The following is a 25,947-nucleotide window of genomic DNA, read 5'->3' as shown; positions in this document are numbered from 1 at the left end:
AAAATGAACGATATAGCAGTAAAATGTAAAAATATTTGGCCCGGGCTGGGAATTGCAACCATTACCGGTATGGCGGCGCTCTTTTTGAGTGAGCATTACAACGCCCCTGCTATGTTGTTCGCATTACTTTTAGGTATGGCTGTATCGTTTTTGTATCAGAACGATACGCCCTGTGCGTGTGGTATCGATTTCACGGCAAGTACTCTTCTTCGCGCTGGAGTTGTTCTGCTTGGTCTACGCATTGCGCTAGGTGACTTAGCGGTACTTGGGTGGCAGACCGCTCTTATGCTGGCCGCTGCCATACTCACAACAATTATTGTCGGAGTGGGTCTCGCCAAATTACTCGGGTTACAAAAGCGTTTTGGTGCATTAACGGGAGGCTCAGTAGCCATTTGTGGTGCGTCTGCGGCTCTCGCCATTTCCACCATTCTTCCCAAGGGAGAAAACCACGAAAGAGACACGTTGCTGACGGTTATTGGCGTAACCGCTATGTCGACCATCGCCATGGTGCTCTACCCAATTGTGGCGGCGCAGTTGGGCATGAATGATATGGAAGCTGGCATTTTCTTAGGCGGCACTATTCACGATGTGGCGCAAGTTGTGGGGGCAGGTTACTCGGTGTCTGACAGTGCAGGCGACATGGCGACACTGACCAAGCTGGTACGAGTAGCCATGCTAATGCCAGTGGTACTCATTATGATGATTGCCATTAAACACTTTTACAAAGCCAAAAGTCAGGCTGACGGGGCGCAAGTGCCTAAAATGCCGATGTTTCTAGTTGGCTTTATTGTACTTATGTTACTCAACAGCTTTGTAACCCTACCCGAAGTAGTTATTGAGACGGGGACCCAGATATCACGCTTCTTCTTAGTCGTTTCAATTACGGCAATCGGTATGAAGTCTAACCTTGGTAAGTTAGCCGAAGTCGGTATGCTGCCAATTGTAATGATTGTGGCAGAAACGCTGTGGATTGCACTGCTTATATTGGGCTATTTGTTCGCAATATAGTGGGATTTTTTGCGCGATTTATCACAATTATTCTTAATGCACTCTTAATACACAAAGCACTCAATGACGAGGTGGTAGCAGTGAAAAAACATGGCCTTCACGAACTGTACGCTAAGGACCCTGTAAAGGCCGACGAACAGGTTTTTCAGCGAACTAGCAACGCGCTGACTCGGCGTGGCTTTATCAAAGGTCTGAAGTCTCTGTCTTTGCTACTTGGTGCTGAAGTCGTTTACGGTCAGTTCATGCCAGCAGGACTTATTCCCGCTGCATTTGCTCAGTCGAACACGCCTTTTTCTATCGAGGGAAAAGACGGGCTAACAATACTTAACGACCGGCCAATTAACGCTGAAACGCCAGCGCACTTACTTGATGATGCGGTTACGCCTGCCTCTCGATTTTTCGTAAGGAATAATGGTATTCCCCCGCAAAAGCCAGACGCGAGTACGTGGACGCTTACTATTGAAGGGGAGTCGGCCGAGCAGTCAAAAACCTTCACGTTGGAAGAGCTCAAAACTCAATTCAAACATTACTCATACCAACTAACGCTGGAATGCGGCGGTAATGGACGTGCCGAGTTCTCGCCAGCAGCGACGGGGAACCAATGGACTACCGGAGCTGTGGGATGCCCTAAATGGACAGGTGTAAGGCTTAAAGATGTACTCACGTCAGTGGGCGTAAAAGATAGCGCTGTTTACATTGGCTATTATGGTGATGACCAGCATTTAAGCCGTACACCGGGCAAAGCGGCTATTTCTCGCGGGGTGCCGATAAACAAAGCGATGGAAGATGAGTCGTTGATTGCATGGGCAATGAATGATGAACCTCTACCTTTAATGAATGGCTATCCGCTCCGACTGGTTTTTGGTGGTTGGCCAGCGTCTACGTCTGGCAAGTGGCTTAAGAAAATAGTGGTCAGAGACCGCGTGCATGACGGTGCAAAAATGCTGGGCAAAGCGTACCGACTCCCTTGTAAACCTGTTGCTCCGGGGGCGAAAGTAGCCGATGAAGATATGTGTATCATTGAAGCTATGCCTATTAAGTCACTCATTACTTTTCCACAGTCGGGCACTGATCATCCTTTGGCCAAGAAACTAAGCGTGCGCGGTCATGCATGGAGTGGCGAGGGTAAAGTGGCTGAAGTGTACACATCTATTGATTTCGGACAAACGTGGCAAATAGCAGAGCTCACGCTTCCCGTAAATAGACATGCATGGCAGCAATTCACTACAAAAATAGCTTTTCCTCAACAAGGTTATTTCGAAATATGGGCCAAAGCCGTAGATGAAAATGGAAAAGCACAACCTATGGTATTGCCGGGCTGGAATCCAAAAGGCTACTTAAACAATGCCTGCCATCGCATTGCTGTGCGGGTTGTGTAAAACACATGGTACCGAGTAACGTGTTTGAGATATGGAGCGCTCGCATGCGCCGTCTATTCGTTTTTGTTTCTATTATGGCAGGGTTAGTTAGCACACCACTGGTTGCGGCCATCAATGAAAGTAGCGATAAAAATAGCGGCTCAAGTATGCATTCCGCTGACGCCACGACTGTGTCTGTTGACCCCCAGTCAGGTCTTACTGTAGCGCCCGGCTATAATCTAGTGGTTGCACACTGTAGCGCATGCCATTCGCCTTCACTAATTACACAGAACGCAATGAGCAGAGAGAGATGGCTTGAAACTATTCGATGGATGCAAGACACGCAAAAGCTATGGCCATTAGGTGATGCGGAGCCCGCTATCCTAGACTATCTGACGTTGTGGTATGGTCCTAAAAAAGGCGCCCGTCGCCCGCCCCTAGAGCCGCATCTACTGCCACAAAAATAAAGCTCGTCTCAACCGAGCGTTTTATTTCATCAGTTTTTCAAGATTCCGCCGATACTCATAGCATAACGCTACTTCAGACTAATAGTTAAATGGTCTGGATATCTGTTAATCTGAACAAAATAACTCTATAAAAAACATATCGGTAACCACACATGTTTGTATCTCGCAGTAAATACGAAGAAAAAGAAGCGCAAGTACGTAAACTAGAAGCAAGAGTGCAAGAAGCCTTAGACAAAATTGACGTTTTAGAGGCAGAAAATAGTGAACTCATTAATGCCATTGAGGCTGCAAACGGTCAGCATGCATCGTCGAACGATTCCGTTGTAATGAAGTGCATTGTTGATGCAATGCGTCAATTAGAAGGTATTCGTGAAACGGTGTTGGCTACTTATCAACGTATCGATGCTGAGAACCAGTCTGTTGCTAATATTAATGAGTTGTTTAGTGATTCTGCGACTACATTAAGCAAAATTGTTACCGACATGAGCGGGCTTAATGTCCAAATGGGCAGCATGAGCGAACGTATATCGGGGCTATCAACAACAGCAGATAACATTAATAAATTTGTTACTACTATTACGAGTATTTCTGACCAAACTAACTTACTTGCGCTAAACGCTGCTATCGAAGCTGCGCGAGCAGGCGATGCAGGCCGCGGGTTTAGTGTTGTTGCTGATGAAGTACGTGCATTGGCGACAGAAACCAACAAATCAGCAACAGAAGTATCTGAGTTGGTGAACGGTATAATTCAGTCTACTTCCAAAGCGGTTTCAGGTGTCAATGAACTGCGCGGAAACAACGAGCAGCTAGAGACCGGCATTAATCAGCTAAATGGCAGCTACGAAGTTATGGTGCAACACTGTGACAGTATGAAGTCCACCATTAGCGAAGGCGCAATTGCTACGTTCATTCAAACAGTAAAATTGGATCATGTAGTGTGGAAGGCCGAGGTTTATGCAGTGCTGTGCGGCTACAGCAATAAATCTGTGGCGGACTTTGGCGATCATAAGAACTGCCGCCTTGGGCAGTGGTATAGTGACAATGCTAACAAAGCGATTGGCCAGACAACGGCATTCAGAGAGATTGAAGCGCCGCATGCAAAAGTGCATAGTAGCGGTATCGCTGCCGTTCTAGCTAAACAAAATGGCAACAATGCTGAGGCAGATGCTAAGCTTATGGAAATGGAACAAGCCAGTGAGAGAGTACTAACACTACTTGATAGGCTAGTTAATTAGCGCCCGTAGAGCCTTGCGGTTCAACTGGCCCTATTGAAAAGCGTGGCGCCCGAATTCATAGCGGCGCCCAAAACGGAGGGCTTTTTGGTGAGTGAAACATCGTATTCCACCGAACAAGAGCGCATTCTAGAGCTGGAAGCCCGCGTTAACTCTTTAGAACGACAGCTTAAACGTCAAAAAATAGCGCGTAAAAACGCAGAGTCTTTTCTTGAAACCTACTCACAAGATGCTTACTTAGCGAATCAAGCGCTAAGAAAAGCCTTAAAAGATTCAAAACAGCGGGAAAGGGAGTTGTTGTACCTTAACCGTGCCGCATCACAGCTTTCAAATGCTCAGCCGGGTAAGAGTTTTATATTTTCTGCGCTGGAATCGGCGGTCGAATTTAGCGGTGCCCATTGTGGAAAAGCATTTATTGTAGAAGGTGAAGCGCTAACGGTGGGGGATGATAGTCAGGTGCTATCTCACGAAAACGGATGGTATAGCTCTCCCGAGCTCGCCAAACTTCTCAAAGACGAAACCCCTCTGACACTGCGCGAGAGCTATTCCCACTGGTGCGTTAATGCAGTGCAGCGACCAGATACAAAAGAAGAAGCAAGGCTACTTCACTTTATGCATGAAATGGCAGACGGCGAATTCGCTTGGCTCGTGTTGCTTACCAAAGACGATCACTTAGAAGAAGAAACGCTACACGTTCTTGATACCACCAAACATTATCTAAACATTACGTCTCGTTACCAGAACAAAAAAACTGAGCTCACCAGTCGGCAAATAGAACTGAGTTCGGTTAAAAAAGACAGAGACTTTCTAGAAGAAAGGCTGGTTAGTGCAGACAAGATGGCGATGTTGGGGCAACTTGCTGCGGGTATAGCACACGAAATCAATAACCCTATCGGTTATGTTCGAAGCAATACGGTGGTTGCAAAAGAAATTTTTAGCGATTATCAACACGCGTTAGAAGAAATAGGCAAGCTTTGTCGCACTGCTGGTGGAGAGGTAGAGTCGCAGTTCGAGGCGCTGGAAAAACGCTTTTCACTACAAGAAAGTGCGAGCGAAATTACAGAGATGTTCAATGAATCTCACGAGGGCATTGAACGTATTATTGAAATTGTAAAAGCGCTGCGAAGTTTTTCGTATCCTGGTTCAGGAAAGCATACACAAATTAGTGCCATTGACGCCATGAACACGGTGATCAAGCTCACGAATAACCTGCACAGGTACAAAAACAAACTTAATGTAGAAGTACCCGATAAGGATGTCTATTTCCTTGGTAATGCAGGACAGATTCAGCAGGTGTTGGTTAACTTTGTGACCAATGCTATTTATGCAACGCCAGAAGGGAAGTCCATAACACTAAAAGTGCAGCAAGATGACAAAAGCGCCATGCTTATCGTAGAAGACGAGGGTATTGGTATGTCGAAAGAAACACTGGATAGAATATTCACGCCCTTTTTTACAACTAAACCACCCGGCGAGGGAACAGGGTTGGGAATGTCTATTTCCATGACTATTGTTGAAGAGCACAACGGAAAGATAAATATCACTAGCGAAGAAGGAAAGGGTACGCGCGTTACCGTTTTGTTACCTCTAGCCTAAAGTATAAATTGCTTTCCTAAATAGCTGATAGAATATAGAATTTCTCTAATTTTTTCTTCCTGCTAGACAGAATTTGTTTATGTTCTAGTCTTAGGAGGTAAGCAACATTTCCTACGATTAACGGATGATTGCTTTGCTACATGGAGAAAGCACCCAATGAGAAATAATCAGCCAGTTACCCAAAAAGAGTACAAGTTTCCCGCACATCATCGTCTTATTTCATCTACCGATAAGCGCGGTGTAATCCAGCATTGTAACAGCGCATTTGTAGAAGCAAGTGGCTTCAGTCGCGAAGAGCTCATTGGCAAAAATCACAACATTATCCGTCATCCAGATATGCCTGCTCCTGTCTTCAAAGAAATGTGGCGTACTTTGGAATCAGGGCAAAGCTGGATTGGGTTAGTCAAAAACAGAAGAAAAAATGGCGATCACTATTGGGTTTCGGCGTTTGTGACTCCCGTTTATGAAGGTAAGTCAGTAGTAGGCTACGAATCTGTTCGAGTGCCGGCGTTAAATGACGAAATAGCACGCGCATCTAGTGTTTACGCCAGAATGCAGGAAGGAAAATCTGCGGTATCACCGATGTCGCGACTGGGGCAAGGGCTAATGCACATGGCGCCAGCAATATTGTTAAGCGCCCTACTTGTTTTAGTACTCGCGTTTACCCATGGTTGGGCAGCGGCAGGCATTGCGCTGCTTGGAGCTGTAGTTTTAATGATTGCTCAAGAAACCAAGACAAGAAAAGACTGGGGCGCGCTGCTTTCTCTTAGCCCAGAAAGCTACGCTAATGAAACGGTGGCACAAACCTACTTCCCAGACCCCCCTCACATAAGCCAAGCCAAACTTGCACTGGGGTGTGAACTTGCCAGAAATCGCACGGCATTAACCCGAATTAAAGATGCGTCAGCGGGGCTCGAATCGATAGCTAACACCACGCATCAACAAGCAGAAAGCACCAGTGCCGCGGTTGTTCAGCAAAATCAAGCTACACAGCAAATTGCGTCTGCGGTAACGCAAATGAGTCAAGCGATTCAAGAAGTTGCCGAACGAGTAGAAAGTAACGCAAAGAGCGCAAGGACAGCGGCATCTAATGTAGAGACAGGCAACCAAAAAGCAGAACAAGCCATGCAGGCGATTGTCGCCTTACGCGAGGCGGTTGAGTCTATCTCTACCACAGTGACAGAGTTGGCTCAGTCAACCAGCGATATTGGCGAAGCGGCCAATATCATCTCGACCATCGCTGAGCAAACTAACCTGTTAGCGCTTAATGCTGCGATCGAAGCTGCAAGGGCTGGCGAACAAGGAAGAGGTTTTGCGGTTGTTGCCGATGAGGTTCGTACTTTAGCTTCGAAAACTCGCGAATCGACCGATAAAATCCACAACATCATTAATGAATTGGCTGAGCGTTCTGACCGCGCTGTTAGGGTATCGACGGAAGGGCTAGCTTCAGCTGAGCACGGCAGCGCTATAGTAGAAGAAACCCGAGGTGCATTGTTTGAAATTAACAATGCAGTAAAAGGTATCGCTGATGCCACGGTAGAGATGTCTTCAGCGGTAGAAGAACAAAGCACGGTGGCAGAGCATATTAACCAGCAGTTAGTAGAAGTCGCTGACGGCGCGTCTGAAACCCAGCGTTCATCTGAAGCATCGCTTGCAGCAAGTCACGATTTGCGCGCAACGGTTAATCAGGTTCACGAGCTAATATTGCGTTTCAGTACAGATAAGCGAGTGGGAGAGTAATACTCTCTCCAGCTCGCTTAAGCTCGATCCATTAAAAGACCTATTGCCTATTGGCGCATAGATGTGGGGCTAAATAAAAGCCTATAAAACCGGAAACAACGCTGTAGGCATGGGTATTTATGAGTTCGCGTTTAGTCCCGCGTGTAGGCCGCGTCTGTAGGCCGCCACAGCGGGGAATAGCGAAACCAAGTATGTGCACCCCAGTATCAGTAAAATGATAATAACACTGCTTTGTCCAAACAGTGGGCTGCTTAAAAACAACCCATAGGTACTGCTTAACCAAGGTTTTAGTGCGCTCATAAGCCCAGCTACCAAGCCTAAACTCAGTGCGGCACTCACAATCGTAAGCAGCATCGCTTCAATCTGTATGAGTAGCAGTAAGGTAAACGGTCCTGCGCCTATAGTTCGTAAAACGGCGATTTCTTGATAACGCTCTCTCATCGTTGCCAGCAGCATAGTCGCAAGCCCAATTAACGCGCAGATGACGATAAGACCGGAAAGGCCAAGCAATAGCGATTCAACATTTCCCATAATTTGCCAAAGTTCTGCGAGTGCCATGCCCGGTAGAATAGCCATTAGCGGCTCTTTTTTACTTTGATTAATTTGATACTGAAGCTGCAGTGCAGTTACCCGATGTTTAAGCCCCAGCATCACCACGGATACTGACTCAGGCGTAAACGCTTCGCTATTGTAAACTGCATGTTCTTTTGTATGCTCGTCATGCTCATGCTCATGCTCATGCTCATGTTCATGCTCATGCTCGTTCGCCTTGTCAGCAGATTTACGGCCTAACATTGAGGTGGGCGAATGTTTAGGTCCTGTGTGGGCTTCTTCAAGTCCCTGTAGGGTAACGTATACGGCTTTATCTACGGGCGTACCGGTTTTCTTAACTATGCCTGAGATAGTGAAAGGGTGATCGTCATGGTTGTTGAACGATACGCTACCCAGACCATGGGAAATAATAATCTTATCCCCTACCTTGTACCCCAATGATTTGGCGATATCTGCGCCAATAACGGTAGACAGTGGCTGCGTAAATGTCGAGCCTGCTGCCATTTCAAGTGATTGCATATCACCGTATTTAAAGTGGTCGAAAAAGCTGTTGGTCGTACCTACTACTCTAAAACCTCTGTGGGTATCACCCAAAGATAGTGGGATAAGCCACGATACCTGCTTGTTAGATTGAAGCGCCGCAATACTTTTATATTCAATACCTTTGGTGGGAGTGCCTATATTAAACACTGATGACAGGAGTAAATTAAGCTGTCCACTTGGTGCGCCAACAATAAGATCTACACCAGAAACGGTGCGCGTAAAACTGGTTTTAACTTGGGTGCGAATAATGTCCACGCACAAAAGTAAACTAATGCTGATGGTAATGCTTAAAAGTGTGAGGATTGCCGTTGTTTTCCTGCGCTTTAAGCTTTCAATAGCAATGGTACTTAGCATTACGCACGCTCCTGTGCTTTTGGGGCCTCATCGCCTCGCGTTTTTAAGTGGTTTGTACTTGGGCTTAATTCACTCATGCTGCAGTGGCGGTCGAAATAACTCTCCATGGCTTTATCGTGACTAACAAAAATCATGGTGCTTTCACCTGCAACGTCTTTTAGCAGCGACATAAAACTATCTCTGGCATCGGTATCTAGGGCAGAGGTAGGTTCATCGACAATTAATAATTGTGGGTCGTTAATCAGTGCTCTGGCAATGGCAACGCGCTGCTGCTGACCAATACTCAATGCGTCAGCTTTCGCATGCAGCACGTGAGAAGGCAGCTGTAGCTTGTCCAGTAAATGACGAAGCTTTGCGTCTGATGCTGTCTTGCTGACGTTTGTACTTGCAAAATACACCGCCGCATTAATGTTCTGTGCCACAGAAAGGTAGGGAATAAGATTAAATTGTTGAAAAACAACGCCGATACTGCGTGCTCTAAACTTGTCCCGCTGTCGGTTCGATAATGTGGAGAAAGGCTGCGCTAATAAGGCAATGTCGCCCTGAGTTGGAGTTAATGTTCCGCACAGCAAATTGAGCAATGTGCTCTTTCCGCTACCCGAAGGCCCTGAGAGAAAAACGTGCTCACCTTGCGAAACTTGCCACGCTTTAATGTCAATGATGGGGGGACTTTCTTTGGTGTACGAAAACTGTAAATTGCTAACTTCAATCGCTGTGTTGCGCTCTTTATTCACTGCGTTGTGCTCTTCAGACACTGCGTTGCGCTGGGAGTGAGTGCTATTTTTTTTATTGATGGTATTCACGCTAAACCCGACCTGTATTTACGTCTTATGTTCACATTAGCAAAAGCGACACGTCTGTTCACCCAGTTAAAAACCAGAGAAAACACATTGCCGCGTTGAGGTAATGTTATCAAATAACATTTTTGCGTATAGCTATGCTATCAGATCTCATCAGCCTAAAGCGGCAATTGCTCTTATTAATTGCTCATCATAACGACGCAAAAGAGAGGCGCGCCTAAATTATCAGCCGTTAGCTTGTAGCTTTACCACTTCTGCGCTTTCATCTTCTAATACGCTTTCTGCGGTAGCGCCTTTGAAAATCTTACTGATTTTATCTTTGTTTTTAGACAGCATGATGGTGAGCTCTTCCACTACGCTATCGTCTAGCTTGATGCCCTTCGCATGAATGTAGTCAGCAAGGTTATCTGCTGCATCGAGCATTTTGTCATACTGATCGGCTTCTTTTTTGTCGGTAGTTACCAATTTTTCTACCCCTTTGTGCGTAACAACATACTGTGTGGTAATGGCCATGGTAGGTCCCCTGTTTATTAAAGACACAAAAACTGTACAGTATTTTACTGTATAAATAAACAGTATTTTGATTAAATGTCTGAGCGTAGTGTTTGGGGAAAGGGCAAATGATTGCTCTAAAGGTGATTAATGCTTGTGCAATTAGTAACTGCTGCGTATAATGCGCGCCCTTACAGCCATCCCAATTCGTTCCTTGTCTCCATACAGTCGGCTGTACTGTCGAGGCTACAACCGTAAGGAGCTATAATGCGTCATTACGAAATCGTATTTATGGTTCACCCTGATCAGAGTGAACAAGTACCTGGTATGATCGAGCGTTATACCACAATCCTAAAGCAAGACGGTGGTCAGATTCATCGTTTAGAAGATTGGGGCCGTCGTCAACTGGCTTACCCAATTGAAAAGCTGCACAAAGCCCACTACGTACTAATCAATGCTGAAGCGTCTGCAGAAGCTGTTGATGAATTGGAAAATGCTTTCCGTTTCAACGACGTGATCCTACGTAACATGGTTATGCGCACTAAGACTGCTGTGACTGAGCCTTCTCCAATGATGAAAGAAGAGCCTCGTCGTGAGCGTCGTGACGATTCTGCTCCTCGCCAAGATCGCGCGGAAAAGAAAACTGAAACCACTGAAGACAACGCTTAAGGAGATCACCCATGGCTCGTTTTTTCAGACGTCGTAAGTTCTGCCGTTTCACTGCAGAAGGTGTGACTGAGATTGATTACAAAGATATCGCTACTCTTAAGAACTACATCACTGAGAGCGGTAAAATTGTCCCTAGCCGTATTACTGGTACAAGCGCAAAATATCAGCGTCAGCTGTCTTCTGCGATCAAGCGCGCACGTTTCCTTGCGTTGCTTCCGTACACTGATTCACACAAGTAATTTGGCGAATATAAGGGTTAGCTAAGATGAATATCATCCTACTAGATAAAATCGCCAACCTTGGCGGCCTGGGCGACCAAGTGACTGTTAAGTCTGGTTACGCTCGTAACTTCCTTTTCCCACAGGGTAAAGCGGTTCCTGCAACTAAAGACAACGTTGAAAAGTTCGAAGCACGTCGTGCTGAACTTGAAGCGAAAATTGCTGAGCAACTAGCTGCTGCTAACGCACGCGCTGAAAAAGTTGCTGAGCTTGCTGAAGTTACAATCGCAGCTCCTGCTGGTGACGAAGGTAAACTATTTGGCTCTGTTGGTACTCGTGACATCGCTGATGCAATCACTGCAGCTGGCGTTGAAGTACAAAAAGCAGAAGTTAAACTACCTACTGGTACTCTTCGTGAAACTGGTGAGTATGACATCGACTTACAACTTCACTCTGACGTTATCACTTCAATCAAAGTGATCATCATTGCTGAAGCGTAATCGCTGACGTATTTGAAAAAAGCCGCTCCTAGAGCGGCTTTTTTTTGCTCTAAATTTTTGTTCGATACTTAAAGAACAATACCAATCCGCATAGATGATTGCCCACCCAGAAGGTGCTGGTAAGTTTCCTAGCAAAGCGTGGGAATGTAGGAATGGCCGTTGCTTTTTAAATTCCCATAGTGATGCTTGCCAAACCTTCCCGAAGGGCGAGTTAAAAATATCCCTACCCTCACTCCACGTCGCGACGCCTAATTAACGGTGGGTGTAAGCAAATATGTCCAGCGCCGACAAATGGCGTATTTTTGAGGTCCACTCATCTGCGATAAATAACGTTTTTTAAACGGTGTTTAAACAAAATGTTAATAATCGCTGAAATTCTTAGTGTCATGGCTTTAAACTTTTTCTGTCATTCCTGCGACCTATAGTAAACCAAACAATAAAAAGCATAAGTGCCATATTATGGACATCACTAAGCAAGCAATAAAAAACGCGACTGGGGTAGGTATAGGAATAACACTGCTGGTATTTTTAGGGCTATATAGCCTGTTTAATTTACCTGTACAGCTGTTTCCTGACATTGAAAGACCGAATATTAACATCCAGACCTCGTGGCGCGCTGCGTCGCCCCAAGAAATTGAGTCGGAGATCATTGAACCTCAAGAGGAAGTGCTGCAAGGGATCCCTGGCCTTGAGTCGATGAATGCATGGGCAAACCAAGGTAATGCGTGGATTAATCTAGAGTTTGGTTTAGATACGGACATGCAGAAAACGCTCATTGAAGTGATTAGCCGCATGAATCGCGTACCGCCACTACCTCGCGATGCCTTGTCCCCTAATATTATGCTTGCTGGAAGTGGGGGAGACGCCCCCGCTTTGACCTACTTTTTTCTTCAGCGCCTTCCGGGCAATCCAAACGAAATTAATACCTATGTAACCTTTTTTACCGATGTCATTAAACCTCAGCTTGAGGCTATTCCAGGCGTGGCCAGAGCACGTATGGAAAGCGGGGTTGGCGGCGTTGAGGAGTTTCAAATTGTTTTCGACCCGTTTAAAGCGGCGCAGTTAGGCATTGACCTAACGGCAGTTGCCAACGAGTTGGGGCGTGCGAATGATATTTCAGGCGGCTTTGTCGATGTGGGCAGAAGACGCTATACCCTGCGTTTTGAAGGTCGCTACGAGCCTACGCAAATGGGTGAAATGATCCTTGAATGGCGAGACGGCAGCCCGATCACTTTAAATGACATTGCCGAAATTAAAATCACCCGCGCTGACGGTGCAAACTACAGTGTGCAAAACGGCAATCCGGCCATATCTATTCGCGTAGACAGACAAAACAACGCCAATGTTTTAGCTACCTTAGAAGCCGTAAAAGCAAAAGTTGCACAAATAAACGAACAGGACTTGGCCCCTGAACAGTTAGTAATGGCGCAAAGCTTCGATGCCTCAGTGTTTATCTATAGAGCGGTGCAGCTAGTTACCAGCAATTTATTTATAGGCGTGCTGCTTGCCATTGCCGTGCTTTGGCTCTTTATGCGCCAGCTGCGGGCAACGCTCATTGTGGCATTGGCCATTCCTATCTCACTACTTAGCACTTTTGTGGTGCTTCAACTTACCGGTCGCTCGCTCAATATCATTTCACTGGCAGGACTCGCCTTCGCGGTAGGTATGGTGCTAGATGCCGCTATTGTCGTGCTGGAAAACATTGTAAGAACGCGCAAGAGCGCCGAAGCCGAAATCGAAAATAAAGACCCAAATTCACAAACGCACATGGAGGATTGTGCCCATCGGGGAACGAAAGAAGTGTTTGGTGCCCTCATGGCGTCAACAGCCACCACCGTTGCTATTTTTATTCCCGTCATGTTTTTGGAAGATGTTGAAGGGCAATTGTTTGCTGACCTCGCTCTTACCATTGCCATTGCAGTGTGTATGTCGCTAGTGGTTGCGGTAACGGTATTGCCCGTCGTTGCCGCTAAATACCTTAATGGCAACATGCCAGCTGATAGCTTACAGCGGGTATGGGCTAAGATAACCCGCGCTATTATGTCGCTATCAAGTACGCCGCTTCGCCGCCTTGTATTAGTTCTAACACTCATGGGCGTGCCTATTACAGGTAGTGTTTTGCTTATGCCTTCCATGGATTATTTGCCGCCCGTAAAACGCGATGCCGTTGACGCCTTCTTAAGTTTGCCTGCGGGTGCCAGTGAAAACTTTATTAGTGAAGAAGTGATGCCAATTATCGTTGAGAGACTGCAGCCCTATATGGACGGAGAAAAGCAGCCAGCGCTGAAAAACTACTACATTATCACATGGCCAAATGGCGGAAATTTGGGTGTGCGCGCTAAAGATCAGTCTAAGGTCAAAGAGTTAGAAGCCATTGTTCGCGATGAAATTTTAAAGGATTTGCCGGATACACAGACCTTTTCACAACAAGGCAATTTGTTCGGCGGCTTTGGAAACGGTCGCTCAATCGACATTCATCTTCAAGGTACCGACCAAGCCATGCTCGGCATCGCTGCGCAAGCAGGTTTAGACAAATTGAGAGAAGTTTTCCCTAACGCTAATGCGCGTTCGAATCCTCCACTAGAGCAAGCTGAACCAGAGCTTCGCTTTTACCCTAATGACAGCAGAATGATGGAAGTCGGGTTAAATCGCGGCAGTATGGGGAACCTGGTACGTGCCATGGGTGATGGTATGTATGTGGGGGAGTACTTCGATGGCACCAAACGCATGAATATTATCTTTCGCTCAGCACCTTGGTTTACACCCGAAGACTTAAACAGCACGCCAGTCATGACGCCATCAGGCGAGGTGGTGCAATTAGGCGAACTGGTAGGTATTGAAAGAGCCGTAGGACCAAGCCGTATTCAGCGCATTGATGGTCGAAGAACCCTTACGCTAAACGTAAATCCGCCAGAGGGGATGAGTTTAGAAGAAGCCATGAAAGTGATTACCTCTGAGGTTGAACCTGCCATTATGGCCATGATGCCTACCGATGGCGCTATTAATTATGGTGGTAGCGCGGATAGCTTAAAAGGCGCTATTGCCTCGATGGCTGATAACTTTCTTTTTGCCATGGTGTTGCTACTGCTGTTAATGGCGGGGTTGTTTAAATCGTTAAAAGACAGCGTGCTGGTAGTACTTTCTATTCCGCTAGCCACGGTGGGCGGGGTGATTGCTATTCGTATCATGAACATCTTTACCTTCCAGCCCATGGACCTGTTAACCATGATTGGCTTCATTATTTTGCTAGGGCTTGTGGTGAACAATGCCATTTTACTCGTGCATCAGACTCGTATAGGAGAGCAAGAAGGGCTGACCCGTGATGACGCGGTAGAACAAGCCATCAAACTACGTTTACGGCCTATCTTTATGAGCACGCTGACTTCAATCTTTGGCATGCTGCCCCTGCTGTTGCTACCAGGTGCAGGCAGCGTTATTTACCGAGGTCTTGCGGCTGTTATTGTGGGAGGAATGACGGTGAGTACCATATTCACCTTGCTATTACTGCCTACCTTGCTGCGTATGACGGCTTCAAAGTCACCTGTAAATATACTCAAACCCCTGGCCGAGCGCATAGAGAGCACTGGCGCTTCGCCGACTACCTCATCCACCGCAAAACAAAATAAATACAACGATCATGTGTAAGGAAAAGACAACCATGAAAGCAACGACTTCTACTCTCGCCCTTAGTGTGTTTACCTTATTTGCAAGCTGTGTATCGTTGAGCGCACAAGCACAGGATAGCAATCAACCACCGCCGGTGCTGGTACAAATAGATGAAGCCAGAGAGCAAGCGATTTCACAACTTACCTGGGTTCCTGGAACGGTACTTAGCGTTATCGATGCGAACCTAGCCTCTGAGGTAGACGGTCGCATTACTTGGATGGCAGATGTAGGTGATGTGGTAAAAGCGGGGGAGCCTTTAGTTAAAGTCGACGATACTCGCTTAAGTATTACCCGCAATCAAAATGCCTCAAATATTGCCAGATGGCAGTCGCAGGTTGAACTGTTTACCAAACGTCTCGCGAGGTACAAAAACCTTCAGGCCAGTCAAAACACGTCCAGAGGTGAGTTAGAGGAAGTGGAAGCTGACTTAGAAAATGCTAAGCAGGAGTTAGCGCAAGCCAAATTGGATTTAGAATTCACCGAGTATCAGATAGCACAAAGCAGTATTCGTGCTCCCTTTACGGCTTTGGTGGTTGAAAGGCTGCAGTCGCCGGGCGAATACACTGGGGTAGGGCAAACCCTGCTTCGCGTGGTAAACCCTGATAGTGTTGAAGTTCAGGTGCGCGCACCGCTCAACGTATTACCCTATATTGCTAACGGCATGAGCGTAAGCGTTCACAATAACGTGAACCAAGTAGAAGAATCTATTCGTGCCATTGTACCGGTAGGCAACAGTACATCGCGCATGATGGAGCTACGAATTGCCATCAACCCCGGTGACTTTCCTATAGGCAGTGCAGTGCGCGTGGCGTTGCCTAGCAGCGATACTCATGATGGTGTCACCATACCCCGCGATGCACTGGTACTAAGAAAGTCGGGAACCTTTATCTATCAGCTCAATGAAAATAATGAAGCGGAGCAGGTTAAGGTGACAACCGGGGTGGGCATGGGCGATAGAATTGAAGTGTTTGGCGATGTGAACCCGAAGCGCTCGGTCGTGGTGAGAGGAGCTGAACGTCTGCGTGCAGGCCAGAAAGTACGTTACAACAATGAGCGTGAGTCTTTGACAGCGAAGAACTGAGAGAATTGTAACAAATGTAAAAGTGCTATCCATTTAGACTAAAGTTAATGAGAATGTTTCTTATTTGTAATTGTTGATTATCAAATGGAGACATCCTTGAAAAAGTTAGTTTTAGCCAGTGCAGTATGCACGCTATCCAGTCCGGTAGTATTTGCGCAATCCCTAGAAAACCAGAATGAAGAAACCAAGTCTATAGAGCGAGTTGCTGTGGTAGGCGCAGCAACTAACTTGAGCATTACTGCCGAGGATATTGAGCAGTTTCAGGCAAACGATTTAGCTGATGTTTTTAGAGAGTCTCCGTCGGTCAGCGTTGGCGGTTCAGTAGGTGTAGCGCAGAAAATCTTTATCCGTGGACTAGAAGATGCCTACCTGAATGTAACCGTAGATGGCGCGCAACAAACCTCAACCCTATTTCACCACATTGGCCGCGTAACGCTAGATCCCGATCTTTTGAAGCAAATCGATGTGCAGGCTGGTGCAGGTGAAGCAACCAGTGGCCCAGGTGCCATTGGTGGTTCAATCCGCTTTAAAACCAAAGATGCGCAAGATTTATTGAGAGGCGACGAACAATTTGGTGGTCGAGTAAAAGCGAGTTATTTCTCAAACGAAGGCACCCGATATAGCGGCAGCCTTTATGGAAAGCTAAGTGATTCATGGGGCTTGCTAGGTTATTACAGCACGGTTGACAGAGATAACTTTGAAGATGGCGACGGCAACGAAGTGCTGGGTACTGCCGCAGATCAAGATCTCATGTTCCTTAAAGCCAGTGGTTACATTGCGGATAATCAATACCTTTCAATAAGTGCAGAGCAGCGCGATGAAGAAGGTGAGTTTTCGGCAAGACCTAACTGGGTAGTACTAGAAGGTGCTCCACTTTATCCTAGTGAAGCAGAGCGTGATACCTACGTAGCGAACTACCGCTTTGACCACAGCGCATTGGTTTTCTTAGAAGCCACTGCATACCAAACATCATCATCGTTCCGCGGCGGCCGTTTCGATTTCTTGTCTGATATCGATACCTATGGTTTTGATATTAGAAACACCACCGACATTTCAAACCACGTATTCACCTACGGTATCGACTATCGTAAAGATGAGGTAGAAAGTGGCCCTGGCGTAGGTCCTGTGCAGAACGCAGAAGAAGGCAGCGTAATGGGTATTTACGCGCAAGCTCATAGCAATATCACACCAGAGTTGCTGTTGAGCTACGGTGTTCGTTATGACGACTTTGATTTTCAGCAACAAATCTTGATCGATGACTATTACGGCACACCCGTTACCGATGAGCCATCTGGACTAGACGACAATGAACTTAGCTTTAACGTCGGTCTTGAGTATCAGCTTACCGAAGCTTGGACCCTTGGTCTTGGTTACGCAGAAGCGGCGCGCGGTAAGCAAATTGGTGATGGTTTCACGCTTGACGAATACTTATATGATGGTGAGGACGTTCCCGTTGTTGCCAGTGACGTGGTGCCTGAAACTGTCACTAATATTGAAGCGTCAATCGAATACAGCGCGAATAACCTTAATGCACGCCTTAGCGCCTATGAATCTACTATTGATGATGTGCTATTTAGCGGTTATCAAGGAAACTCGGTATTTAATAATATCGGCGACCTAGAATCATCTGGCGTAGAGTTTAACCTTGCGTATCGCTGGGACTCTGTTGACGTGTACTTTGGGTTTTCAAGCGTAGATGTTGAATTGATGCCTCGTGAAGATCTGTACAGCGTACCCTATAACAGCATCGATATTAACGGATACGAGTTTGTTGGCTTAGGTAATAGTCGCGGTGATACGTGGGTACTTGGTGCAGATTACACCGTTACTGCAGACATTAGCGTTGGCTTTAACATCACTATGGTTGACGACATCAACATAGATACACTACATCAGGCCTTGGAAAACGGTTGGACCGACTCGCTTTATTCACTTAACAAAGCAGACTATACCCTAGTGGATATTTATGGCGAGTGGGAAGTCACAAACGACCTTCGCTTAAATCTGGCGGTAACGAACTTGTTTGATGAAGCGTATATCGACCATTCAAGTGTGGGTGACTACAGCGAAGTATTCCCAAGCGTTATTGGTCCGCAAGAAGCTGGACGAGATATTCGTTTGTCTGTGACTTACGATTTCTAAGCAACGCCTTTAGATGAACTTTTCCACGTTTAAAAGGTGGGTCTTTTGGGCCCACCTCTTTGCTGGCTTATTGGCCAGCATTGTCGTTTTCATTATGGCTTTTACCGGTGTATTACTCACTTACGAGCGCCAGTTCAAAGAGCTAAGTGAAATGGCTTATGCACAAACGATTGATATCGAAAAGTCGGTAATCTCGACTGAGCGGGTTGTATCAATACTTCGTGAAAAGCATCCTAACGAAGCGCATATTTTTGTTCGATGGGTCAATAGCGAGCGAGCGGCAATTCCCGCATGGGCCGGCGAACACAGCTATCTTATTCACCCCTATACCGGAGATATATTAAGAGAAGGAGAAGGGGTCGTTGAAGAAGCGTTTCATGTCATAACTGACCTGCATCGATATCTTTTAATGGAAGGGGATTACCAATTAATTGGCAAAACCATAACGGCTTATAGCAATCTTATTTTTATTTTTTTGCTGTTATCGGGAGTCATCATATGGTTGCCCAAACACATATCGAAAAAATCCTTAAAGCAGCAAATGTGGTTACGGCAAAAGTACACTAATAAACAGCACCGTCGCCGACATTGGCATTTTGTTTTTGGTATGTGGTCACTGCCTTTTTTAGTTGTGATTGGACTAACGGCTACCCTGTTTTATTTTGAGTGGGCAAACAAAGCATTGTATGGAATGTACGGTGAACAAGTCCCTACTCGCGAAAAGAAAGCTATGCCTGAGACGCTAGACGCCGACGTTGTCAGTTACGACACGCTATTTACCAAAGCTCAGCAACACGCCAATGAAAATGGCTATCAGGATTGGTATTCCATGTGGATGGAAATTGGCAAAAGTGAGGGTGTTGCACGGTTTTATATCGATAAAAGTATAGGGCACAGGCAAGAGTTAGCGTATTCACTGTATTTCGACACGGGAACCGGTGACATCACTAGGACACTGTACAAAACCGATTGGCCCAAAGGGAGTCAGGCTTGGGGTACTTCCCGCTTTTTGCACACGGGAGAATACTTTGGCTTTATAGGGCAGACCATTGCAGGGCTGGTAAGCTTGCTTTGCTGTATCTTAGTTTATACTGGCACACTACTCGGTGTGCAGAGACTTCTCAATTTGCGAAAGCAGCATTAAAAGACTTAGGCAGGGTAATGGTAACGACTAGCCCTGTTTGCTTTGTAGCACTAGCGTCTCTATGTAATGCGTTGTCTTTGATTAGTGCAGCGCGATTTATCGCCGAAATGTCGCCGCCCACAGCGGCAATTTGACGTTTCGCCAGTGCAAGCCCAAGACCAAAGCCAGAGCGCTTTGCGGCATGTACGTAGTTTTTGGCTGCCCGTGCCTTGTCTACTCTGAAAAAAGGTTCGAATATGGCGTCTAGCATTGATTCAGGGACGCCGGTGCCTTCGTCTGTAACCGTGATAACATAGTTATTATTATCGCTGGTCAGCGTTAAACTCACTTTGCTTTGCTCAGGGGTATGACGCAAAGCATTACGAATAATATTTTCTAACGCCTGCCCCAAAGCAAGCTGGCTGCTCTTTTCAATATTCGCGCATTCAGGTGTGTCGACATGCAAGGTTCTATCAGGGTATTCAAACCGCGCATCTTCACAAATAACATTGATAAGTTCTACCAAGTCAAAGTCATCGCTGTTCAATTGTGGCGATTCTGTATTTAGCCATGCAAAGGTTAGGGTATCTTCAACAAGCTCTCTCATCGTACTTGCTTCATAACGCAGGCGTGAAAGTGCTTGTTCACGATTAATGTCTTGCTCTACAAAGTCTATTGCCATATCAATGCGGGCAAGAGGCGTGCGAAGCTCGTGAGAGAGATCAGCAAGCAAACTTCTTTGATTATAAATGAGACTGCTGGTTCTTTGGGCCATCTTGTCGAACGTCTGGGCAAGCCCAGTAAGTTCGTCATTTCGCTTGGGCATTGCAGCCATTGCACGGGCTTCTAAATTGCCATTTGCGAAATCTTTTGTGGCATTTTCTAATTGCTTTAGTGGCGTCATTAGGTGTCGATACAGCATAAAACTCAACAGACTTAATATCACTAGAGGTAATGCGATTTGAAGCGTTAAGCGTGTGGCGAGCAATAACGAACCTGGGCGCATACGCTGTGGAAGTTGAATTAAAAAGTGCGTATTGTCATCGACGAAGGGGACTTCCATCACAGGGTTTTCAGAAAAGTACAAATGTATTTTCCATTCGGGGCTGCGGCCTATTTGAAATCGGTCAACAAACTCATCTAACATTTGGGTGTTAGCGAATGTGGTCATTTGGGAGTTAACTACGGCAAGCCACGTGTCCTCTGTTGTCTTCACTTCTTGCAAAAAAGCAGCTAACGCTTGTTCTCCATCCTCCAGGTAGATTTTCTCCGCTTCTTGACCATAGGAATAAAGGGTTTCTTGATGAGCTTTATCGATAAAACTCATGCTGGTCTCGGTATGATTGGTAAGCCACGCGATGGCCCAAAATAACAGAACAGTACCAACGGCAATAAATGCGCACAGTCGCCATAGCAGTTTATTTTTCACGAAAAGCGATATCCTTGGCCGTGGACAGTGGCAAGGCGTTCAGGGGGCATGCCAGTCTCAACGAGCTTTTTGCGTACTCTAGACAAATGCATATCTAAGCTTCGGTCGTACCTCGAAAAGGGTTTGTTAAGCACGCTGTGATAAAGAAATGCTTTGCTCAACGTTTCCCCTTTGTTATCTACTAACATCCAAAGAAGCTTAAATTGTATTGGCGTGAATTCGAGTAATCTTGAGTGGTATTTGGTAACTTGCTGAATGCGATTTAAATAAAGCACATCAACAATGATTTCCGACTTTTGCGTGCCTGAGTCGTTTAGTGTTTTGCTGCGTCGCAACAGTGCGTCGATGCGAAGCATCATTTCAGTAAAATTGAAGGGCTTGGGTAAGTAGTCATCTGCGCCCTTACGGTAGCCTTCAATCCTTTCTTGCTCGGCACCTGACGCGGTGATCATCATAACCGGTGTTTGCTTTATTTGCCTTAATTGGTTTAACAGCGACAAGCCGTTTAAAGAGGGAAGGCGTATGTCGAGTAACACAAGGTCAAAGTTCTCCTCAAGCACAGCTTGTAATCCAGCATTACCGTCACTTTCGTGGCGAGTGTCAAATCCTCGAGACTGCAACAGCTGTGTGATTTGTTCACTTAACGTCGCGTCATCTTCAACAATGAGTATTCGGGTTTTACGCATAATGGCTTCAGGAAAGAATTTTAAACATACTATTAATAATAGTTATCATTTGCAACTAATCGGTTTGTGACGATAAATGGGGCCGCTAACGCGCGCTTTTATATTGTTACAAATTTACTGTGGTGCTGATGGTTTCTCGCTTTACAATAACGGTTAACAGCTATCTTAGTGCTTGCGCTAAACTGCGGTGCTCTTGATGTCTGCACAATTGAGTAAATAAAGCATAGACGAAGCAGTCAACTAAGCGCTTTGCCTCCTAGGTTGGAGCTACAAGGACACGATCTTAAAAATGGTAATGAGTTTAAAGAAGTTAACGACGTTGTCGGCGTCGCTAGTAGTAGCAGGAAGTGTCGTTACTGGTTGCGCCAGCTCTAATCATGTTACTCAGATAGAAAGTGAAAATGCTGTAATCAAGCACGCCAATGAGCCTGGGTATGAGGACAGATTCAGCAATATTTACGACAGTTTTAAAGCATACCCCGTCACGTGCACTAATGATTGCTACCCAGCGTCTGCCGATATTGAATGTGAAAGTGACATGCAAAATTGTCAGTTCGTTGGCAACAACCCGACAGTGAACTCGCACACCGGCTTTAATGTCACCTGGTTAGGGCACGCAAGTTTTTTACTTAACACCGCAAGTGGTGAGCAAATACTTATTGACCCTGTGTTTGGGCAGTTTGATTGGCCCGTCAATTGGGCTTTTCGATTGGCGGAGGGGTTCAGCCGCAACGAACCCGCTGAGGTAGGTGAAGACAAACTCGCACAAACCGATGCTGTGGTTTATTCCCATATTCACTATGATCATTTCAATAAAGCCGATATTGCCGAATTAGGCACAAAGCCCGAATATCTTGTTCCGTTAGGTTTCGCAGAGCACTTCCCTAATAGAGGCTACACCATTAAAGAAATGGCGTGGTATACCAGCAAAAACGTAGGCAAAACCTCTATCCACTTCGTGCCGGCCCATCATTTCAGTAACCGAATTTGGGTGCCTTATTTGTACGAGGACGACAATGCGACACTGTGGGGTGGTTGGGTATTTGAGAGTGAAGGCAAAACATTGTTCTTTGCGGGGGATACGGGATATTCACCGCACTTCATGGATATTAAAGCGCGCTTTGGTGAAATAGATGTTTGCCTGTTACCTATAGCGTCTTATTTCAGCGAAACCTCACCTAAATGGTATCGCAAGGTACATACTACGCCAGAAGATGCCATTGTTGCGGCCCAAGACCTAGGCTGTAAAGCCGTAGTGCCTTGGGGCTATGGAAATGCCAGCTGGATGATGGGTGACAAGACGTCACATTCTGCGCTATTTCGTCTTATGAAAATGAAGAAGCAGCTAAACCCTGCAATGCCTTGGGTTATTTTGAATGAAGGTGAACAGGCGTCTTTTTAATTTAAGCTACGGATAAATGGCTTATTTATCCGCAATCTTATCCGCAATTTTTTGGCATTTTCCGCGCCATTCGTCATCAAGCGCCTCAAGATTCGCTAGCTTTTGGGCCAGGGCTTTGTCTGCTTTGGTATGGGCGCATTGCATTAGGGTGTGAACATTAACGGTATCGTCCTCACGGTGCAGTAGTGTTACTTCGTCGCCAACACTGATGGTTCCGGTTTTAATAACCCGGTAATACCAGCCAGTGATACCTCGTTCTCCGACAAATCTATCTAAATTGGGCACTTCGAAGCGTTGCGAGATTTTATTGCAAGGGGCACGGGGGGCGCTTACTTGCAGTTCTACCTCGCCGAACTTCCATATATCGCCGATATAAACGGTAGCATCGTCCATGCCCTCTACACTGATGTTTTCGCCAATGCTGCCCAGCGAAAAGTCGCCTTCAGGAAAATGCTTTCTTAATGTCAGATAGTTGGTCGGGTTGAACTGATGCAGCACTTTCTCCGGTCCACCGTGAAGCCGTTTGTTGGCCTGTTCGTCTTCATCGGTTCTGTCCATATGCACCGTTAACGCGTCGACGGGGACTTTAACAATACTGCTTGGTGCCCCACGAGGGCCTAGCGGCTGAGGTTTTCCAGCAAACAGAGCGTTAACAGAAAATGAGGTAGACATGGCATCTCCAAAAAATATTTTTGTGCATTTAAACCTTTCTACTATAGGGTACGACTAACCTTATAACACTAACAAGTGCTAATGCTAATCAGCACCACAAATAACAAAGAGAAAAGAATGGAACACACACAACAACGTGTTGTACACGCCAATGTGGTGTTTGGTAATAAAAGCGAAAATGAGCTGATATCTAAAGCGAAAAAGGGCGATAAGCAGGCGTTTCGGTCCCTTTACGATGAACATATTGGGCGAGTCTACGCGCTTTGTTACCGGCTTACAGGTGAAAAGGGAATGGCAGAAGATGCTTCGCAAGAAGTCTTTATTCAGCTATGGAAAAAATTGGGTAATTTTGATGGGCAAAGCCAATTTTCCACATGGTTACACAGTGTTACGGCAAACATTACCATCTCTTATATGCGCAAGCAGAAAGGGTGGGTGCAGCGCATGTTTAACTTGGAAAACAGCGGCATTAACGAGATGCCGGCTGAAGAAAACAGCACCGATGTGGATTTAGAAGCATTAGTTATTCGCTTACCCGAGCGAGCCAGAATGGTTTTTGTCCTCCATGCAATTGAAGGTTACAGGCATGAAGACATTGCCAGCATGTTGAACATGGCAGTGGGCTCAAGCAAAGCACAATTTTTCCGTGCTAAGCAATTATTGAAAGATTTTATGGGAGTCGATGATGAGTAATTTTGACGACAAGCTTGCTCAGCATATTTCTGGGATATCGAAAGAGAAGCAGCCAGAACGAGATTTGTGGCGAGGTATTGAACTCGGCATAACATCGCAGCAAGGCGACGCTTCACAAGACGACGCTTCATCATCTACGGTTACATCAAAACAGTGGATGGCAATAGCCGCAAGCGTTTGTTTAGTTACTGTATTGTGGTTCGCGGCTCCTTTTGCGTTTAAAGCTGATGAAAATCGAAGCGATGGCTATGCCCTGATTGACGCAATGAGTATGCAGCAACAACAACAAGTGAATAGTCTTCTTGCTAGTTATGAAAGTACAACGGCGCTAACTGAAGATTGGCAAGAGCAATTAAAAGAATTGGACGATGCTGCAGATGTTATTAAAGCGGCATTAAAGGACGATCCAGACAACTCAGCATTAATTAAAATGCTGCATCACGTATATCAACAGCAGATTGCCTTAATTGAGCGAGTGCACGCGCCAAAGTGGCAGCAAATTTAATAAGGGTTTAAAGATGAATATAAATACGAAAAGCACATTTTTGCACACGTTCATGGCACCTTTGGGGGCCAAGGTATTACTTACTACTGCGCTGCTAAGTATCGCTACTGCGGCGTTTGCAGGAGAAAAAGTAGATAAGACCATCGACACATCGTCTTCGCCGAAAGTGGACATTGAACACATCAACGGAAAAGCAGATATCCGAGTTTGGGATAAGTCTCAGGTTCGTGTCACCGGTGAACTGGGCGATCAAACTGAAGAGTTTATCTTTGAAAGACGTGGAGATGTCGTGGTTATACACGTTGAAGTCAAGCGCCACTCAAAGAGCTGGTTTAATAAAGGTAAAGATGGCGACGACCTTGTTATCTATATACCTTCAGCAAGCGACCTTCACTATACCGCGGTCAATGCTGATCTTATTGCAGAAGGTATAACAAAAGCAGTAGATGTTGAGGTGGTAAACGGCGACGTAACCCTTAAAAACATAGGTGAGCGGGTTGAAGTTGAGTCGGTTAATGGCGATATCGTGCTTGAGAATGTGAGAGGCCGTTTAGAGGCGGAAACAGTGAATGGCGAAATTGAAGCGTCACACTCAGGAAACACGCCAGTGAGCTTTGCGTCAGTTAATGGCAAGCTCGACATCACTTCCGATAGCCCAGACGTATCAGTAGAAACCGTCAACGGTCGAATCGATGTGTCTCTTCAAGCGGTAGACGTACTGCAAATCAATACGGTTAATGGAAGGACTTACGCAAGTTTAGGTCTTAATAAGAACGGTAGCGTAAAAGCGAATTCTGTAGGCGGTGCGATGGAATTTGTCTTTCAAGATGGCGTATCGGCACAATTTGATATTGAGACGCACGCTGGCGGCAACATTGTAAACAATATCAGTGATGAAAAGTCGCAAAAGCCTAAGTATGGCCCAGGTAGCTGGCTACGCTTTATCCACAACGGTGGGGCTGCAAATGTAGACATCTCTACGGTACACGGGCGAATTGAAATAGACCAAAAGTGAATAA

At 46.0% G+C, this 25,947-nt stretch carries 23 protein-coding genes; 17 read left to right on the top strand and 6 right to left on the bottom strand.

Annotated elements, in window-relative coordinates; genetic code table 11:
* Positions 1–3: 3 nt before the first annotated feature.
* The 6 genes from AC0J2X_RS10635 (at position 4) to AC0J2X_RS10610 (ending at position 7,401) form a co-directional block, all read left to right on the top strand.
* Positions 4–1,008, top strand: coding sequence for a YeiH family protein (locus AC0J2X_RS10635; protein ID WP_472996009.1), 1,005 nt, complete (start codon positions 4–6; stop codon positions 1,006–1,008).
* Complete coding sequence (locus tag AC0J2X_RS10630; protein WP_069945129.1) at positions 1,008–2,387, top strand: sulfite oxidase; 1,380 nt, start codon at positions 1,008–1,010, stop codon at positions 2,385–2,387. Before AC0J2X_RS10635 ends, AC0J2X_RS10630 begins: the two co-directional genes overlap by 1 nt.
* Before the next feature lie 44 nt (positions 2,388–2,431).
* On the top strand, positions 2,432–2,833 hold the full coding sequence (locus tag AC0J2X_RS10625) for a hypothetical protein (protein WP_069945128.1): 402 nt from the start codon (positions 2,432–2,434) through the stop codon (positions 2,831–2,833).
* Between the two features lie 152 nt (positions 2,834–2,985).
* Positions 2,986–4,068 (top strand): methyl-accepting chemotaxis protein, encoded by a 1,083-nt coding sequence (locus tag AC0J2X_RS10620; RefSeq protein ID WP_014951126.1) that lies wholly within the window; start codon positions 2,986–2,988, stop codon positions 4,066–4,068.
* A gap of 87 nt (positions 4,069–4,155) precedes the next feature.
* Positions 4,156–5,661 (top strand): sensor histidine kinase, encoded by a 1,506-nt coding sequence (locus AC0J2X_RS10615; RefSeq protein WP_069945259.1) that lies wholly within the window; start codon positions 4,156–4,158, stop codon positions 5,659–5,661.
* Between the two features lie 156 nt (positions 5,662–5,817).
* Entirely contained in the window at positions 5,818–7,401 is a 1,584-nt protein-coding gene (locus AC0J2X_RS10610) for a methyl-accepting chemotaxis protein (protein ID WP_039229218.1), read from the top strand.
* 117 nt (positions 7,402–7,518) lie between these two features.
* Here AC0J2X_RS10610 and AC0J2X_RS10605 read toward each other — a convergent pair whose 3' ends face one another.
* The 3 genes from AC0J2X_RS10605 to AC0J2X_RS10595 all read right to left on the bottom strand — a co-directional run bounded on the left by AC0J2X_RS10605 (position 7,519) and on the right by AC0J2X_RS10595 (position 10,163).
* Positions 7,519–8,850 (bottom strand): ABC transporter permease, encoded by a 1,332-nt coding sequence (locus AC0J2X_RS10605; protein ID WP_061096104.1) that lies wholly within the window; start codon positions 8,848–8,850, stop codon positions 7,519–7,521.
* Positions 8,850–9,653, bottom strand: coding sequence for an ABC transporter ATP-binding protein (locus tag AC0J2X_RS10600; RefSeq protein WP_069945126.1), 804 nt, complete (start codon positions 9,651–9,653; stop codon positions 8,850–8,852). The genes AC0J2X_RS10605 and AC0J2X_RS10600 overlap by 1 nt, the downstream gene beginning before the upstream one ends.
* Positions 9,654–9,875: 222 nt before the next feature.
* The gene (locus AC0J2X_RS10595) at positions 9,876–10,163 is read right to left on the bottom strand and encodes a YebG family protein (protein ID WP_014951121.1); all 288 of its coding nucleotides are present in this window, start codon (positions 10,161–10,163) and stop codon (positions 9,876–9,878) included.
* Positions 10,164–10,409: 246 nt separating this feature from the next.
* Here AC0J2X_RS10595 and rpsF point away from each other — a divergent pair, with 246 nt between their 5' ends.
* The 7 genes from rpsF (at position 10,410) to AC0J2X_RS10560 (ending at position 19,562) form a co-directional block, all read left to right on the top strand.
* Entirely contained in the window at positions 10,410–10,811 is a 402-nt protein-coding gene (rpsF, locus tag AC0J2X_RS10590) for a 30S ribosomal protein S6 (protein WP_014951120.1), read from the top strand.
* Positions 10,812–10,822: 11 nt separating this feature from the next.
* Positions 10,823–11,050: a 30S ribosomal protein S18 gene (rpsR, locus tag AC0J2X_RS10585; protein ID WP_012519954.1), complete on the top strand. Its 228-nt coding sequence runs from the start codon at positions 10,823–10,825 to the stop codon at positions 11,048–11,050.
* A 26-nt stretch (positions 11,051–11,076) separates the two neighbouring features.
* Positions 11,077–11,529 carry a 50S ribosomal protein L9 gene (gene rplI / locus AC0J2X_RS10580; protein ID WP_012519953.1) on the top strand — a complete coding sequence of 151 codons (453 nt, stop codon included), beginning with the start codon at positions 11,077–11,079 and terminating at the stop codon, positions 11,527–11,529.
* 459 nt (positions 11,530–11,988) lie between these two features.
* Positions 11,989–15,174 carry an efflux RND transporter permease subunit gene (locus tag AC0J2X_RS10575; protein ID WP_069945125.1) on the top strand — a complete coding sequence of 1,062 codons (3,186 nt, stop codon included), beginning with the start codon at positions 11,989–11,991 and terminating at the stop codon, positions 15,172–15,174.
* A 13-nt stretch (positions 15,175–15,187) separates the two neighbouring features.
* Positions 15,188–16,276 (top strand): efflux RND transporter periplasmic adaptor subunit, encoded by a 1,089-nt coding sequence (locus AC0J2X_RS10570; RefSeq protein WP_069945124.1) that lies wholly within the window; start codon positions 15,188–15,190, stop codon positions 16,274–16,276.
* A gap of 96 nt (positions 16,277–16,372) precedes the next feature.
* Positions 16,373–18,418, top strand: coding sequence for a TonB-dependent receptor (locus tag AC0J2X_RS10565; protein ID WP_061096100.1), 2,046 nt, complete (start codon positions 16,373–16,375; stop codon positions 18,416–18,418).
* A 13-nt stretch (positions 18,419–18,431) separates the two neighbouring features.
* Positions 18,432–19,562 carry a PepSY-associated TM helix domain-containing protein gene (locus tag AC0J2X_RS10560; protein WP_069945123.1) on the top strand — a complete coding sequence of 377 codons (1,131 nt, stop codon included), beginning with the start codon at positions 18,432–18,434 and terminating at the stop codon, positions 19,560–19,562.
* On the opposite strand, the gene AC0J2X_RS10555 is transcribed toward AC0J2X_RS10560, so the two are convergent.
* A complete protein-coding gene (locus tag AC0J2X_RS10555; RefSeq protein WP_069945122.1) occupies positions 19,540–20,970 on the bottom strand; it encodes a sensor histidine kinase in 1,431 nt (476 codons plus the stop codon). The genes AC0J2X_RS10560 and AC0J2X_RS10555 overlap by 23 nt on opposite strands.
* Positions 20,967–21,656, bottom strand: a complete 690-nt coding sequence (locus tag AC0J2X_RS10550; RefSeq protein WP_014977663.1) for a response regulator transcription factor — start codon at positions 21,654–21,656, stop codon at positions 20,967–20,969. Before AC0J2X_RS10550 ends, AC0J2X_RS10555 begins: the two co-directional genes overlap by 4 nt.
* Before the next feature lie 289 nt (positions 21,657–21,945).
* Here AC0J2X_RS10550 and AC0J2X_RS10545 point away from each other — a divergent pair, with 289 nt between their 5' ends.
* Complete coding sequence (locus AC0J2X_RS10545; RefSeq protein ID WP_069945121.1) at positions 21,946–23,058, top strand: MBL fold metallo-hydrolase; 1,113 nt, start codon at positions 21,946–21,948, stop codon at positions 23,056–23,058.
* Positions 23,059–23,079: 21 nt separating this feature from the next.
* On the opposite strand, the gene AC0J2X_RS10540 is transcribed toward AC0J2X_RS10545, so the two are convergent.
* Entirely contained in the window at positions 23,080–23,730 is a 651-nt protein-coding gene (locus AC0J2X_RS10540) for an MOSC domain-containing protein (protein ID WP_069945120.1), read from the bottom strand.
* Between the two features lie 117 nt (positions 23,731–23,847).
* On the opposite strand from AC0J2X_RS10540, the gene AC0J2X_RS10535 reads away from it, so the two are divergent.
* Genes AC0J2X_RS10535 through AC0J2X_RS10525 form a run of 3 tightly spaced genes read left to right on the top strand, consistent with a single transcriptional unit; the run spans position 23,848 to position 25,943 of the window.
* On the top strand, positions 23,848–24,423 hold the full coding sequence (locus AC0J2X_RS10535; protein ID WP_014951111.1) for an RNA polymerase sigma factor: 576 nt from the start codon (positions 23,848–23,850) through the stop codon (positions 24,421–24,423).
* Positions 24,416–24,928: a hypothetical protein gene (locus AC0J2X_RS10530; RefSeq protein WP_069945119.1), complete on the top strand. Its 513-nt coding sequence runs from the start codon at positions 24,416–24,418 to the stop codon at positions 24,926–24,928. The genes AC0J2X_RS10535 and AC0J2X_RS10530 overlap by 8 nt, the downstream gene beginning before the upstream one ends.
* Positions 24,929–24,941: 13 nt before the next feature.
* Positions 24,942–25,943: a DUF4097 family beta strand repeat-containing protein gene (locus tag AC0J2X_RS10525; protein WP_069945118.1), complete on the top strand. Its 1,002-nt coding sequence runs from the start codon at positions 24,942–24,944 to the stop codon at positions 25,941–25,943.
* The last annotated feature ends 4 nt before the right edge of the window (positions 25,944–25,947 follow it).

The sequence above is a fragment of the Alteromonas sp. R7 genome, from assembly GCF_055755235.1.
The sequence above is the reverse complement of the archived record's forward strand: the minus strand, read 5'-3'. Positions and strand labels throughout refer to the sequence as shown.